The organism is Candidatus Paceibacterota bacterium (assembly GCA_035530615.1).
Taxonomy (GTDB): Bacteria; Actinomycetota; Actinomycetes; order Nanopelagicales; family Nanopelagicaceae; genus QYPT01.
The window spans coordinates 1,067,732-1,082,356 of record DATKUL010000002.1 but is presented as its reverse complement, the minus strand read 5'-3'; the positions used below and the strand labels follow the sequence as shown (position 1 = coordinate 1,082,356).

14 protein-coding genes and 1 riboswitch are annotated in these 14,625 nt (G+C 46.3%); of the genes, 4 read left to right on the top strand and 10 right to left on the bottom strand.

All coding sequences use genetic code 11. The annotated features are described in order from the left end of the window. Window positions 1–294: 294 nt before the first annotated feature. Both VMW30_08470 and metE read right to left on the bottom strand, forming a co-directional pair. On the bottom strand, window positions 295–585 hold the full coding sequence (locus VMW30_08470) for a nucleotidyltransferase family protein (protein HUW88391.1): 291 nt from the start codon (window positions 583–585) through the stop codon (window positions 295–297). A gap of 209 nt (window positions 586–794) precedes the next feature. Then, window positions 795–3,068, bottom strand: a complete 2,274-nt coding sequence (gene metE / locus VMW30_08465) for a 5-methyltetrahydropteroyltriglutamate--homocysteine S-methyltransferase (protein HUW88390.1) — start codon at window positions 3,066–3,068, stop codon at window positions 795–797. A 2-nt stretch (window positions 3,069–3,070) separates the two neighbouring features. Then, window positions 3,071–3,211: riboswitch (adenosylcobalamin (AdoCbl) riboswitch) on the bottom strand. A 357-nt stretch (window positions 3,212–3,568) separates the two neighbouring features. Between metE and VMW30_08460 the strand changes: the two genes are divergently transcribed. Continuing rightward, window positions 3,569–5,620 (top strand): HNH endonuclease family protein, encoded by a 2,052-nt coding sequence (locus VMW30_08460; protein HUW88389.1) that lies wholly within the window; start codon window positions 3,569–3,571, stop codon window positions 5,618–5,620. Window positions 5,621–5,685: 65 nt separating this feature from the next. On the opposite strand, the gene VMW30_08455 is transcribed toward VMW30_08460, so the two are convergent. Both VMW30_08455 and VMW30_08450 read right to left on the bottom strand, forming a co-directional pair. Beyond that, complete coding sequence (locus tag VMW30_08455; protein HUW88388.1) at window positions 5,686–5,958, bottom strand: type II toxin-antitoxin system RelE/ParE family toxin; 273 nt, start codon at window positions 5,956–5,958, stop codon at window positions 5,686–5,688. Beyond that, on the bottom strand, window positions 5,955–6,203 hold the full coding sequence (locus VMW30_08450) for a type II toxin-antitoxin system Phd/YefM family antitoxin (GenBank protein HUW88387.1): 249 nt from the start codon (window positions 6,201–6,203) through the stop codon (window positions 5,955–5,957). Before VMW30_08450 ends, VMW30_08455 begins: the two co-directional genes overlap by 4 nt. 212 nt (window positions 6,204–6,415) lie before the next feature. Between VMW30_08450 and VMW30_08445 the strand changes: the two genes are divergently transcribed. From VMW30_08445 to VMW30_08435, 3 genes are read left to right on the top strand one after another with little or no spacing between them, the layout of a single operon-like run. Continuing rightward, the gene (locus VMW30_08445; protein ID HUW88386.1) at window positions 6,416–6,769 is read left to right on the top strand and encodes a hypothetical protein; all 354 of its coding nucleotides are present in this window, start codon (window positions 6,416–6,418) and stop codon (window positions 6,767–6,769) included. Between the two features lie 33 nt (window positions 6,770–6,802). After that, window positions 6,803–7,612 (top strand): sugar phosphate isomerase/epimerase, encoded by an 810-nt coding sequence (locus VMW30_08440; GenBank protein HUW88385.1) that lies wholly within the window; start codon window positions 6,803–6,805, stop codon window positions 7,610–7,612. Window positions 7,613–7,618: 6 nt separating this feature from the next. Continuing rightward, entirely contained in the window at window positions 7,619–8,638 is a 1,020-nt protein-coding gene (locus VMW30_08435) for a Gfo/Idh/MocA family oxidoreductase (GenBank protein HUW88384.1), read from the top strand. On the opposite strand, the gene VMW30_08430 is transcribed toward VMW30_08435, so the two are convergent. From VMW30_08430 to VMW30_08405, 6 genes are all read right to left on the bottom strand, one after another. Continuing rightward, entirely contained in the window at window positions 8,631–9,632 is a 1,002-nt protein-coding gene (locus VMW30_08430; protein ID HUW88383.1) for a Gfo/Idh/MocA family oxidoreductase, read from the bottom strand. The genes VMW30_08435 and VMW30_08430 overlap by 8 nt on opposite strands. Window positions 9,633–9,653: 21 nt before the next feature. Then, window positions 9,654–10,445: an SDR family oxidoreductase gene (locus VMW30_08425; protein ID HUW88382.1), complete on the bottom strand. Its 792-nt coding sequence runs from the start codon at window positions 10,443–10,445 to the stop codon at window positions 9,654–9,656. Beyond that, window positions 10,442–11,626, bottom strand: a complete 1,185-nt coding sequence (locus VMW30_08420) for a hypothetical protein (protein HUW88381.1) — start codon at window positions 11,624–11,626, stop codon at window positions 10,442–10,444. Before VMW30_08420 ends, VMW30_08425 begins: the two co-directional genes overlap by 4 nt. A 91-nt stretch (window positions 11,627–11,717) precedes the next feature. Further along, window positions 11,718–12,818, bottom strand: coding sequence for an ABC transporter substrate-binding protein (locus VMW30_08415; GenBank protein ID HUW88380.1), 1,101 nt, complete (start codon window positions 12,816–12,818; stop codon window positions 11,718–11,720). Window positions 12,819–12,910: 92 nt separating this feature from the next. Then, the gene (locus VMW30_08410) at window positions 12,911–13,765 is read right to left on the bottom strand and encodes an ABC transporter permease subunit (GenBank protein ID HUW88379.1); all 855 of its coding nucleotides are present in this window, start codon (window positions 13,763–13,765) and stop codon (window positions 12,911–12,913) included. After that, a complete protein-coding gene (locus VMW30_08405) occupies window positions 13,765–14,547 on the bottom strand; it encodes an ABC transporter ATP-binding protein (GenBank protein HUW88378.1) in 783 nt (260 codons plus the stop codon). Before VMW30_08405 ends, VMW30_08410 begins: the two co-directional genes overlap by 1 nt. Between the last annotated feature and the right edge of the window lie 78 nt (window positions 14,548–14,625).

Sequence of the window (14,625 nt, the reverse complement as noted above, 5' to 3'; positions counted from 1 at the left end):
ACTTGGAGCAAGACCAGACAGGTAGCGCTTGAGAACTGCTCGTTCGAGCTACCGGGTAGGTCGCTTGATTCCGTGAGTAATTGCGGAACTAGATGGATGGTGATCCTAGACAGGATCCGGCTTATAGGGCGACTCTTCTTTTAAATAAAATCCTTAAGACTTCGGACGAGGGCGGGAACGTCCACGGTGGCTGCGATCCACAATTGAGACCTCTTTATTCGTTGATAGTTGTGGGCAAGCATTATTCAGCGGCTAATTCCATAATGTCTTGAATGCGACGCTTATCGTTCTGATTCACAGAACTAACGCCTCTTCCCGGATGTGGGCATCTCGAGGAAACAATCCACCTTGATCGACTAGATCTACATCGACCTGGAGAAAATCAATGAGTTCTTGGCGCATGTGAACGAGGTCAAAGAGTGATGCAGTGGGGTCACAATCGACGAGAAAATCAATATCACTATCCGGGCGGTCTTCTCCTCGGGCAACGCTTCCAAATACAGAGATAGAGCGAGACTTATGGCGAGCAGCGATAGCCCTAATGGCCCCACTGTTGGCTCGGAGGTATTCCAGGCGCTGACTCATGGGTTAAAGGGTATCAGCGCGTTGCAATTTCTAGCCATGACAAACTCCGTCATGGCTAGGCAAACCCCACTTGGAGCAAGACCAGACAGGTAGCGCTTGAGAACTGCTCGTTCGAGCTACCGGGTAGGTCGCTTGATTCCGTGAGCAATTGCGGAACTAGATGGACGGTGATCCTAGACAGGATCCGGCTTATAGGGCGACTCTTCTTTTTAAGCGTATCGGCTTCGTAATACTTTTGCAGCTGCAACCATATTGGCCAAAGCTGGCAAAACTTCACCCCATTGTCGAGTCTTTAAACCACAGTCTGGATTAACCCAAAGTCTTTCATAAGGTATCCGTTCAGAAGCTTTGATCATCAAGTCAATGATGTGGTCTTGAGTTGGGATATTAGGTGAGTGAATGTCATAGACGCCGGGGCCCATCTCATTTGGGTATTTGAAATTATCAAAGGCATCAAGCAATTCCATATCAGAGCGTGAAGTTTCTATCGTTATTACATCAGTATCCATGTCAGAAATTGAACCCATAATGTCATTAAATTCGGAGTAACACATATGTGTATGGATTTGTGTCTTATCTTGGACCCCATTGGCAGCTATTCGGAATGATTCTACCGACCAATCCAAATATTTTTTCCATTCAGATTTGCGCAGAGGCAATCCTTCACGTAAAGCGGCCTCATCGATTTGAATTATCTTCACTCCGGCCCATTCAAGATCGATTACTTCCTCGCGTATCGCGAGGGCTATCTGTCGACAAGAAATTGAACGAGGTTGATCATCGCGCACAAAAGACCAATTGAGGATCGTAACTGGGCCAGTTAACATACCTTTCATTACCTTCGTAGTGAGTGATTGCGCGTACGTAATCCATTCGACCGTCATGGCTTTTGGCCGACTAATGTCACCGAACAAAATCGGCGGCTTTACACATCGCGATCCGTAAGATTGAACCCATCCAAATTGGGTAAATGCATATCCTTCTAGTTGCTCACCAAAATATTCGACCATATCATTTCTCTCGGCTTCACCGTGAACTAATACATCAATTCCCAATTTTTCTTGTTCGTGAACTGCGTATGCGATTTCTTGCTTCATGGCTTCTTTATATTCAGCAGAATTAATTTCACCTTTTTTGAACTTACTACGGGCATTTCTAATCTCAGTTGTCTGCGGGAAGGATCCAATTGTAGTTGTTGGAAACATTGGAAGTTTGAGAACCTCGGCCTGTATCTTCTGTCGACTTTCATAAGGGCTCTTTCGATTTCCCCAACTTTTATCAATGTTTTCTAGCGCTTTCTTAACTGCTTGATTATGTGCCCGGGGAGAAGTACGACGTGAATTTGCAGTTTGTGCATTTGCCGCTAGTTCCGTTGAAACTGAGCCACGACCGTGATTGAGCGCTTGTCCGATAATTTCGATTTCTTCAAGTTTTTGTTTGGCAAAGGCCAGCCAAGATATTATCTCGGCATCCAATTTTTCTTCACTTCCAAGGTCGACTGGAACATGTTGAAGAGAGCATGACGGCGCTATCCATAGTCGGTCACCTAATTTATTGGCGATTGGCTCTAGCCAATCGAGAATTGAATTAATATCACTTTTCCAAATATTTCGGCCATTTACAACACCTAATGAAACCACTTTATCGCTTGGCAACTTTGAGATCATAGTATCAACTTCCTTGCGAGCATTGATCGTGTCAATGTGCAGTCCGTCGATGGGTAAGCGAGTAACTAAATCCAAATTATCTTCTAAAGAACCAAAATAAGTTGATAGAAGGATTTTAACATCCGTCATGCCGATCTCTTCATATGCCTGAGTAAAAGCATTTGCCCATCCGGGATCTAATTCTGTTACGAGAATCGGCTCATCTAACTGAACCCATTCGATTCCTTTTTGTGACAGGGAATTCAGTAATTCAATGTATGCTTCTATCAATTGAGGAAGTAAATCCAATTTCTTTACATCATCTTTTGTTTTACCAATTGCAAGATAGGTCAGAGGTCCAATAATCACAGGTTTTATTTTTAGACCTAGATTTTCCGTTTCTTTCAATTGAGCGAATAGCCGTGATGTATCTAATGTGAATCTTGTTTGACTAGTAAATTCAGGAACAATATAGTGATAATTGGTGTCAAACCACTTCGTCATCTCACCAGCGACCACGGATTCCGCAGGATCAACTGATCTACCTCGAGCTAATCTAAACACGTTATCTAAGCTAGATCCGCTGTAACCCTGAATTCTATCGGGCAAATTACCTAGCATGAACGTCAAATCAAGAATGTGATCATAGAAACTGAAGTCACCTACTGGAACGAAATCTAATTGTGATTGGGTTTCCCAGTTAACTTTCCGAACACGTGCACCAATGTTCTGGAGTTCGTCACGAGAAATTTTGCCCGACCAGTAAGCATCTAGAGCAAATTTCAGTTCTCTTTGAGCCCCGATGCGTGGAAATCCAAGATTATGTGTTTTAGCCATTAAAACTCCTCCCGACTTTCTTCCGAAGTCAGTAAAAAGAAATTCACGAGGCGACCTGGCTGAGGTCTTTCGACCATTACAGTTGCGGGATAGCGCTGGAATCACACCAGACTTCGCTATATAAATTTCTACTATTTTGATTTCAAAATAACGTTGTCAGTATACCAGTTATAAATAAACCCAACTTGGAGCAAGACCAGAAAGGTGATGGGCTGCTCGCTCAATTCACCAGGTAGGTTGCTTGAGCACGTGAGCAATTGCGTGCCTAGATGGATGGTGATCTTCTCGCAAGAGAAACAGGATCCGGCTTATAGGGCGACTCTTCTGTTTCATAATCCTCAGGTGCGTGCGAGCGTGCCTAACTTGGACGTGGTATATGGTCACTAGAGTTGATTGAATAATTTGAATCGAGGGATGCCATTAAGGTAAATCGATGCGAGCTTGATAAGTTTTTGGCCGAATTCCGGAGATTAAGTTATTCGGCTCGCCATATTTTGCTCGTGATAACACTGGTGTTTGCGTCCGTTCTTGCATCTGCTCAGTTTGACCCAGCCGTGGCGGCGCGAACACCAAAAATTGTCTCCTCATTCAGCTCTCCTGATTGCCCTGGCTCTGCACACTGGCATATGGCCATGCTCGAATACTTCGTGGATACAAATGGTACGACTCTGCCTCGTGATGCAAGCGTGACAAGAGTAGGGACGATGTCCGTGCAACCATTTCTCAATGCCATCGCCAAGGCATCTGAGTGCGGTGTTACTGCTGATGTAGATATTTGGGATATGGGAGACAACATTTTTCCGGTAATGAGTGCAGGCTTGGATGTGATCCAAGCAGATTTCTTGGTTAAAGGTTACGACGCCGTCATGTTTCGATATCCCGATCATGGAGAGAGGGCGTATTTTGCGGGTGCGGCAGGGTCGAGGCGCGTGGTGTTTCCAATTTTGCCACAGGACCTTATTGATCCTGATGTGGGAGCACCTTATGTTGGATTACTTTGGCATGAGTGGCTACACCTGGCCATATCCAATGTTGAAGGGCGGGTTTTAGATAAAGGTTTACCTCCCGACGACCTCCACTACAACTATGCGCAGGACCCTGAGTATTTAGCCCAGACGAATGATCCAGCTCATCCATTCAAATACTTCGAGGATTTTATGAGCGGGCGTGTCTTAAGAGATGGGAAGGCATATGGATTTACAAAGAAAGATTGGATAAGAATTGGCACTCCAACTCATACTAAGACTAGAATTGGTGCAATCACAATAGATAACGGCTCCTGGGACGCAGGAACTGGTGTATTTAGCGCCACCGTTTCCAATCCTCAATTTTCAATCACTTTAACCATTGGCGGAACGAGCCCTCGGACTATAACCCCTTCCCATGTTTACGATGCAGCTAGCCGTAGTATCAAGTTCTCGCTGCCACTCGCCGCAGAATGGAACGTGTGCATAACTACAAAAAAATCCAGTGATGGCTACTGGGCAGGAGCAAAAGAATGTAAGTACTTGCTTTTTAAAGATGTAACTCCCATGCGCATCACTATTTCGCTCCCGATTTACCACCCTGCGAGTGTTGATTCCCCCACTGTTTCTCGAGAATACCTGACTATTTCGCAAGACCACTTGACTGGATACAACCAAGCGCTCTTCAAATTATGGATTGATGTGGACAAGGATGGCTGCGATACCAGGGCTGAGGTTCTAATCGAAGAGGCTGTGATAAAACCAAAGATTGGCAAGAACTGCACTCTCACTGGTGGCAAATGGTTAAGTCCCTATGATGCAAAGAAAACATCGAAGGCATTCGATTTACGTATTGACCACGTTGTCCCACTCGCAGAGGCTTGGCGCTCAGGTGCCTGGGCTTGGACCCCTGCCCAGCGCCAGGCGTTTGCAAATGATCTAGAGGAACCACAGGCTCTGGTGGCTGTCTCCCTTGGCCAGACCCGGTCCAAGGGGGATAAGGACGTTGCTAGTTGGTTGCCACAAAAAGATGTTTGTACTTATATGACAAATTGGCTTGCAATTAAATATCGGTATTCGTTGACCGTTGATATTGCCGAAGCACGAGTAATAAACTCTTACTTGGCCTCTTGCATAATCAAAAATATCGCTGTGACCGTTCTGCCCGAATACTTAGGATACTTGGGAGATAGAACTCCACAATTTACCCACAAACCTGCTCCGCAACCATCAGATACACCAACGCAACCAGCCTTAATAAATATGCCTTCTCTTCCAACCCCTGCTCTTAGGGAGTTGGATGCAACTTCATTCGAAATTTCTGTTCCTGAAATATCGGGTTGGGACTTCTCTGCAATGAAGTTAGCGTTAAAATTTGTAGGAACTGGGCCTGGGGATTGTGCAAAAGTAACTGCAATCTCTTCGCTACCTTTTACTCTCAAATGTAGTGGAATTTTGACTAAGCAACTTTGGATTGTATACCTCACGGGCAATGGTACTTACGGAAAAGTTGAACCGGATATTTTATTCTCTGAATCACTCACTTTTGATTCTCGCCCCAAATCTGCAACATCACAAAGACCCTGAGCAAAACTTCGAAGAAGTCAGCAATCCAAAACTCACAGGATCCGGCTTATAGGGAGACTCTTCTGTTATTCATTGACATCCATTTGGTAGATATCTCTACGGTGACCGATTTTAATAACGAGGATGGTTAAGCGTTTACTGTTGAAAGAGTAAATAATGCGATATTCACCAATTCGAATTCGATAACCGTCGCGGCCTTTGAGTTTCAAGGACTTTGGTGGGAGTGGATTCTCTCGGAGTAACTCTATTGCCCCAACGATTCGGAGCTTGTCCTTCTTCGGAATTGTGCTGAGGTATTTTTGAGCTTTCCTTTTTACCTCGATCGAATAATTGGTCAAAGAAGACCTAGGTCTTTCTTAACCTGCTCCCATGGAATTGTTGGATCTTTGTCGGATATCGCGTCATCAAATGCGGCAATGTCTTCCAGTTCTTCGATTGACTCAACAAATTTCTCGAACAGTGATGGGCTAATCAGTACAGCAACAGGCTTGCCATGCCTTGAGATAGTCACTGGATTTCTTTTGGCGCGAGAAACGGCTTTGGCAAGATCCGCGCGAACATTCGAGATGGACAAATCTGACATAAGAAGATTGTACTAAAAAGGGTCAATTTTGTACTATTTATCCTTGGACCTGAGCAGCGGTCAAACTCTTCATCCGGAAATTCAGAGGGGATCGAAGTCAATTTTTGCTATTAGTCGAATAGGAAGAGGTATTGACACATTAATTTTGGCAGTAGAGAATTCCTTTACCGTAGCAAATAGGTAATTTAGATCTCGGAGAGGATGGAATTGGCATGACTTTTGATCGTAGCCGCTTCGACCATATAGGAGTTATCACTGAATCGCAGCAGAGCGACGAGACTTTCGTGGATTCCACTCGAGTCTGGGTGACGAACCCGCGAGCTCATGCGGCAAATGTGGAGTTTCTTCGCTACGAGCATGACACTCCCGTTACCGGCCCAATTCGAAATCTTCCCCATGTCGCATACCGGGTAGACAATTTAGATGAATCCATCAAAGGTTACGAAATTTTGCTTCAGCCTTTCGACGTTGCCGATGGCTTTGTACGTGTTGCATTCGTTTTGGTCGGTGGTGCGGTTGTCGAATTCATGCAGTACAGAAATCCAAATGAAACTGGCTGGTTCTAACCTTAAATTCCGATTTGATCAAAGGGAGCTCCAATGAATAATGCAATTTGTCTAAACAGCAACACCTACCATGGGTTCACGTTGGAAGAGGCCGTCGAAGGTGCTCATCGCGCCGGCATTAAACTTATTGAATTAGCTGCGGTGAATGGTTGGACCGAACATGTGCGAAACGACTATTCAGATGCAGAGGTCGCGCGAGTACTAGATTTGCTAAAATTAAATGACATCAGAGCAATTGGAATGTGTGGTCATACGAATATTCAGACTAAGGATGGACAAGAGACCTTTAGGAAGAATCTTCAATTGGCAAAACGCCTTGGAGTTCAGTATGTAACTTTAAGCACCGGTGAGACTCATGGTGATGATTCAGTTGTCGGCGATGATACTGAACTCGTTGGTATCCTTCGGGAGCTCGGCGAATTTGCGCAAAACCTCGGACTCGACCTGGCAGTTGAAACTCACGGTAACAATTATGCAACGGGTCAAGGAGTTATTGCACTTCTTAAGAAAGTAGATTTACCAAATGTTCGCTTGAATTACGATACGGGTAATGTAGTTTTCTACGGAGCCACTGAGCCCTATGATGACTTAGAGGCGTCAACTGATTCGATCATAGGCATACACCTAAAAGAAAAATCCGGTGCGCAAAATGAGTGGAACTTCCCTGCGATCGGACGTGGTGACCTCGATTTCCACAGGATCCTAAATATTCTAAAGAAGAAGGGATGCACAACAGCCCTTAGCATTGAAATCGAATTCACGCCTTCTGGACCCAATGGGGTTGAAGACGTCCACGAGTCATTGGCTTACTCGGTAGATACCATTAAACGACTGTCTGCGTGAGTATGTATGCCTGACAAGTCCTCAATAGCAATTATCGGTCAGGGCTATATGGGTAATGCCCATGCAGCGGCGTGGGCAAGTGCTGGTCAAGCAGACGCGATCAAATACATATGCACACCAAGGCCGAAAGAAGGATCAGTTCCGCTTGCAAAGCATGCTACGTATATTTCGGATCTTGATGTGATTTTGAAAGATAAGGGCGTGAAATTTGTTTCTGTATGTACGCCCACTCCAACACATAAAGATATCGCAATAGCACTTCTCTCTGCTGGCAAGCATGTATTACTAGAAAAGCCCATTGCGCTGACAATTGCTGATGCAAAAGCGATTGCCGATGTGGCCTCAAGAAGTTCAGGATCGTTGATGGTCGCACACGTTGTTCGCTTCTTTTTGGGATATCAAAAATTACGTTCGGCTAGTGATTCGGGCGAGTTGGGTAAAGTCCTTTCGGTTCATGCGCGTCGATTTTCACAAAAGCCCTCATGGGCAGCGTGGCTTGACGATGCCAGCCAAACGGGCGGAATGTTGGTAGATTTTTCGATTCACGACTTTGATCAACTGAACCTCTATTTGGGAAATCCAACAGAAGTATTCGCGGTGCAAACTAGTCCGAGCGGTCCAGCCGAAATAATTGTTCAATACGAAAGTGGTGGAATAGGTCAAGTCCAAAGTTGCATGAATACAGGCGAGGGGGTTCCGTTTACTAGCACTATAGATTTACTGGGGACAAAGGGTATGGCGCACTATGAATTTTCCGCGATGTCCGCAACCGAAGAGTCTTCTCAGGGCAACGATGCGGGCGTAAACAGTTGGCACATTTTTTCGTCATTAGGAAACGCGCAACAGAGAATTGCAAACGACGACCCCTATGGCCGACAAGTTCAATACTTCTTTGAACAGGCTAGTAACGGCGGCACTTTTGACGTTTCTCCCACGTCGTCAGCAATTGCAGCACTTCAGGTGGCGCTGGCCGCTAGAGCTTCACTTTTAGAGGGTCGCTCTATCTCGATATCAAGCCTTAGATAGTTACGACCTTGCCTGTACGTGCTGATTCTTCGGCAGCGAGCGTTGCTTCGAGCGCGCGCATAGCATCTACTGGAGTGCTCACCGTGGGCGGTATACCTTTCATTGCACAGTCCGCAAAGTAAAGGAATTCTTCCCGCAGAGCGCCTCCGCGATAACCATCAAACTCTGGCCAGTAAGTTGTATCTGGACTTCGTAAGCCACTTGTCTTTGTAACGATTCCAAGATTCGGGAAAGTATCCTGAATATGAATCAGGCCCTCAGTGCCGATAATTGTCATACGTTCGTCAATATCAAACGGAGTATGTTCTGGCATGCACCATACAGTCTCTAACGTGGCGGAGGCTCCGTTTGCAAAACGGTACATAGTTTGCGCGATATCTGGGTTTTTCAACTTACGCAGGTCAACCGTTTGGGCGTAGGCGCTGATGATTCTGTCACCGGTTAGCCAGAGCATGATGTCAGTATCGTGGATCGCATCTCCGACGATTGGTCCGATCTTGTTCAAGATGTCTGGAGTCCATGCTGCGGGGATATTTCGACGCGAGCTCAATGAGAGAATCTGGCCGATTGCACCTTCACTAATTGCCTTCTTCGCCGTCCGGTAGCGTGGATTAAAGCGCACAATGTGGCCGATTTGAAGTATTCCTTTCGACTCCTCAGACGCTTCAATAATCTTCTGACAGTCGGCAACAGTGGAAGCCATAGGCTTTTCTAGGAATACATGCTTCCCGGCTCTGAGAGCGTCTATGGCGATATCTGTGTGTTGATCCCACATTGTGGTAATCGAAACGGCATCTATCTCTGGATCCGCCAGAAGATCCTGGTAATTTGTGTGTAATTTTTCGACGCCGAATTTCTCGCCTAGACTTTTAAGCCGGCTTTCGTTTCTGGTACAGAGTGAAGTCAACTTCAAACTTGGAGTCCCGATGATTGCATCGCAGTGGATTTCGCCGAACCAGCCGAGCCCAATTACTCCGATTCTTAGTTCACTCATATCTTCTTCCCTTGCTAGTAGTTAGAAATCTTCCAAAGTCAATTCACGGGACATGACAATGTTTCCAGCTGTGAGTCCGCAATCCACTGTCAACTCAGCACCACTAATCGCAGAGGCTTGTTCTGAGGCAAGGAACAGGACTGCATTGGCAACTTCAGATGGCTCTACCAAGCGAGCCAATGGGTACCAGCGGACGAGTTTTGAAAGGACCGACGGATCCTTAGTTGCCCTGTCATTCCAAATAGGGGTGCGGACGGTACCTGGCAATACGACGTTTGCGCGAATTCCGTAGCGACCGTTCTCCATCGCGATGGCTTTAGACATGCTGACAAGAGCCGCCTTTGCGGCACTATAGGCTGGATCTCCCAACGCAGAGAGCCCATTAACTGAGCCAACCGTGATGATTACTCCTTTGCGTTTCTTTTGCATTCCGGGTAGAACGGCATGCACACAGTTGTACGCGCCATTGAGATTTCCATTTATGTCAAAGCTCCATGCCTCCGGTGGAGTTTTTTCCAACGTTGGATGATCCGAAAAGCCAGCATTGTTAACCAATACATCAATAGAGCTAATATCTTGACTAAATTTTGCAATGCTCTCGGCGATGGCGGAAGCATCGCTGATGTCACAGACTTTTGCGTGTACAACAATGCCCTCCTCTGCCAGCTCGTCAGCAAGCGCCAGAACTGTCTCCTTTTTATCGACAGCAAAGATAGTTGCGCCCTCGCGCCCAAATTGGCGACAAAGCTCCTGCCCAATTCCACCAGCGGCCCCCGTAATTGCCACCACGGCTCCATCAAATCTTCCCGTCATTTTCCGACCACCGATGCCAGCGCGTTTGCAATCCAATTAAGACTTTGACTACGGATATGACCATAGTTATAGAAGCCAATATCTTCGACGCCACCCTCGTGAAGTGCTTGGACCGCGTCAAAGACTGCTTTTTCATTTATTAGGTCAGGAAATGCCGGTCGAAGGATGCCCTTAATTTTTCCATTTCCACCGATGCGACGTTTGGTATCTGCCAAGTCGGCTTTAATGCGGTCGATAGACGATTCGTAGAAACACGCCTCGATAACTCCGGTAACTTTCGCCAGCGCGGACAAATCTGCACCTTCATACCAGGCGCCACCTGTCGGTCTGGCCACCGAAGGAATGATGGCAACCTCTACCTCTTTTCGAACCCTTGCGCGAATCTCCGTGGCAAGTGAGGTAACCACACTAGATCTGAAGACCAAATATTCATGCAAGTCGGCATCTTCAGCGACGTCGGCGAGCCAGAATGCCTCGGCCATGTCATCTGGGAAATCTATCTCCCCTGATAAATATGCATCAATATTCCAAGCGACTTTGGCTTTAAGCCCCATGGCGTCGATACCACTCTGTTCGGCTCCGTTGACGCAATACTCGCAGAAGCAAAGTCCTAGGTATGACGTGAGCCACTTATTAGGTTTTACAAAACTCATCTCATGGTGATACCCATGTTCGTAGGGAGGAAAGCCGATCGATTCAAGGGAGATGCCGGAGACGTCATAGTTATCAGTCAGGTCGCTTGTCAGACCAATTGCATAGTTACGTGCTTCAGGGGCGGACGGACAGAGCGCATAGATATAGGGGTCACCAAAGGCGTTCCTGACAGTCGAATCCAAATTCTTAGAGCCAAGTCTTGAATTGTGAAAAAGTACGAGCCACGCGTTCACGGAGAAGTTTTTGATCTCCGTTAGTTCCTGAAGGACATTACCATTCCCAAAAATAGAATTCGGAATCGGCTTTATTGATCCATATCTGGACGGGTCTGACGCAAAATAAGTAGTTCCGTCCTCTGGAAAATAAATCTTTCCATTCTTCCCTTTAGGGCGGAGAAACTTTCCGGCGTGATAACTACTCGCCAGGGTTATGGAGTTGATGCCAATTTCCCTAAATTCATTGATGCTTTGAGAAACTCCATTTTCTTCTAAGTCCCATGAGTACGAAAACATAGAGAGGCGTCCCATGAAACTTCCTTTCAAATTTATGAAGATTCTCTTGATTGTATTGAGTGAAGTCGCCTCTGCTTCGAGGCGACTTCACTCAATTATGTCTGGCTTACTTAACTGAGACCTTTGCAAATACGGCGTTCAATTTGAAAGCCTTTGCATCTTTAGCGACGCGTGCATGGTCGAACTTATTTGCACCGGCGATAAGGAGATTTGAATAGGCTTCTGAAGGCTTGATCAAACGAGGCGTTTGCCCCATGTCTGCTACAACCTTTAGATAGTCTGCCCATGCTTGTGGGTAGTGGTATCCCCATCCCTTGCCATCGAGACGAGAGATCATGTGTCCCACTTGTTCCTCACGCATTGAATCAACTGCAAGTTGTGGTGCGAGGGTCGCTCCCAGAGCAGGCAAGCGGTTGTAGGTGATTTGCGCGGCTGCCCGAGGATTAACCTTCGCAAATTCGAGTCCCATCGCAACACCGCGTAAGAAACGAGTGTAAAGATCTCTGCCGGCAGCGGTTTTCAGTTCTGAGGCGCGAATGTCATATCCGTTTGATGGTTGTTTTGATGTTTCCTTGCCGATGATCCAATCGACGTTAATGCCTGTTGCTGCCCATTGGGCTCGAAGTCCATCCCAACCGAGGCCAGCATCGACTTTACCGGAGGCAATTGCCTGAGACCAGGTTGGCCATCCGGCATCAATTATTTCAACGGTACTTGGATCAACTCCAGCTTCTACCAACATTGGATTAATAATTGAAGCCCAGGCGGGTGATCCGACCGCAATTTTCTTGCCTTTTAGGTCACTAATGGATTTCAAGGGGCTTCCTTTAGGTACCGCAAAATTGAAAACTTGTCCTGGGATCATATTGAACGCTGAGACGACTGGAACTCCGGCCGCTACCGACGAAAGTAAAATTCCTGGGCTCGGATATGAAACGTCAGCTTGTTTCTGTGCAACGAACTTCGTGGCAGCTGTTCCATCAGATGGTCCGGCAATCAACTTAACCTTTATACCGAGTTTCTTAAAGTATCCGCGATCCATGGCGACGTGAAGCATGTAGTCATCCATAACATCTAGAGAGCCACGTGGTGACATCCAGGTTATCGTCTGAGTCTTTGTCGCTGCATTTGAAACCGTCGGACCAACAACAAGAGAGAGTGCGGCCAATGCCGATACCCCCGCCAGCCATAGCTTTCTATTTCTCATTTTTGTACCTCTTCCTTTGGTTGCTGTTAGCGGACTTGCTTTTCTTATCTGCGTTCTAGGTTCGGCATTAGAACGCAATTCCTAGTTTTTGCTTATGCATCCCAATTGGCCCATTTCTTATTTACCAACGTGAAGAATGAATAGATTCCAACCCCTAGCGTTGAAACGATTACAAGGACGGCACCGAAATTGGACATTTGCACTAGAGATGAAAAATAAATCAAACGGTTCCCAAGTCCGCTTCCGCCTCCAACCATTTCCGAGCCAACAGCCGTTAACAGACCAAAAATCGATCCGACCATAAATCCAACGATGATCATTGGAAGGGCAAATGGAAAGCGAATCTTACGAAAAATCTGAAACTCGGTTGCCCCATAACTCTTTCCCAAGGCAATAAGTTCCGCGTTGGTTCGGCGGAAACCAGTAGCAGAGTTAATCATTACCATCGGGCCAGTCGCTAGAGCAATGGCGATGATTCTTGGAGCCATTCCAAATCCAAACTTGAGCATTAGAAATGGAATTAATGCGACCATTGGGGTAGTAACTAGAATGATGATGTAAGGGGAAATGTAAATATCCAGCCTAGGTTTCAAAGTAACCAATACGGCAAGTGCCAAACCGATGATCGATCCAATAAAAAGACCGATGAAGAAGGTTTGCCCTGTCTGGAGCAGCGGCTTCCAATAAAGTTTGCTGAAATCCGTGAAAAGACTATAAATAACCGCTGTTGGGCGGGGGAATACGTAGGCCGGTGTTTTCGTCCAAATTAGAATTAATTCCAATAGAGTACCGACGGCAACTGCAAGGGCCAGGACAGAAGCTACTTCGAGGGCACCTTTTGCGCGGCGGATATTTGCTACAGCGCTCATATTGAGGGGGCCTTGATCGCCAGATCCCGCTTTAGAATTGAAGTCTGGAATTTTGTTTGCCAAGTCGGCGGTAGTCATTATTTGTTTCCTTTCAGAGACTTGGAACCTTCAACATCTTCGCGAATCGACTTTAATATTTCGATGAAATCAGGTTCGAATTGCAAATCGATTTGGCGGGGTCGAGCAAACTCAACGTTTACAACTCGCGATAGGCGACCAGGGCGTGGCGACATCACCCACACTCGGTCGGCTAAGAAGATTGCCTCGGAAATCGAATGCGTAACAAAGACAATCGTCTTTTTCTTCCGTTCCCAAACTTTTAGAAGGAAGAGGTTCATTTCTTCGCGAGTGAACGCGTCAAGAGCGCCAAACGGCTCGTCCATCAATAGAACTTCTGGATCTTGCGCAAGCGCCCGGACAATAGAGCCACGTTGCTTCATGCCACCGGAGAGTTCTCCAGGGTAGGAGTTTTCAAAACCTTTCAGACCTGCAACTTCTAGGAGTTCTTCGATAAGTTCGTGATTTACAGGCGCCTTTTTAATCTCAAATGGAAGTTCGATATTTTCGATAAGTGTCCGCCAAGGCAAAAGATTGGAATCTTGAAAAACCATTCCGATGCGATCCGGCAGAGGCTTTTCAAGGAGTTCGCCGTCAATATGGACTTCGCCTGAGGTTGCAGGATGTAAACCCGACAAGCACCATAGCAAGGTTGTTTTCCCACATCCGCTAGCCCCTACAACGCAAATAAATTCTCCATCCTTGACACTTTCCGTGAAGTTTTTGACCGCCTCGACGGCATTAGTCCCATTTTTGTAAATTTTTGAGACTTCAGAAATGCTGATGCGAGTTGCTTGCTCCACTAGGACTCTCCTTCATTTGGCCATGTAGTGATTAACCTGATTGACTGCTCTCGTTTAAGAGCCATAAATGTGGTTTAC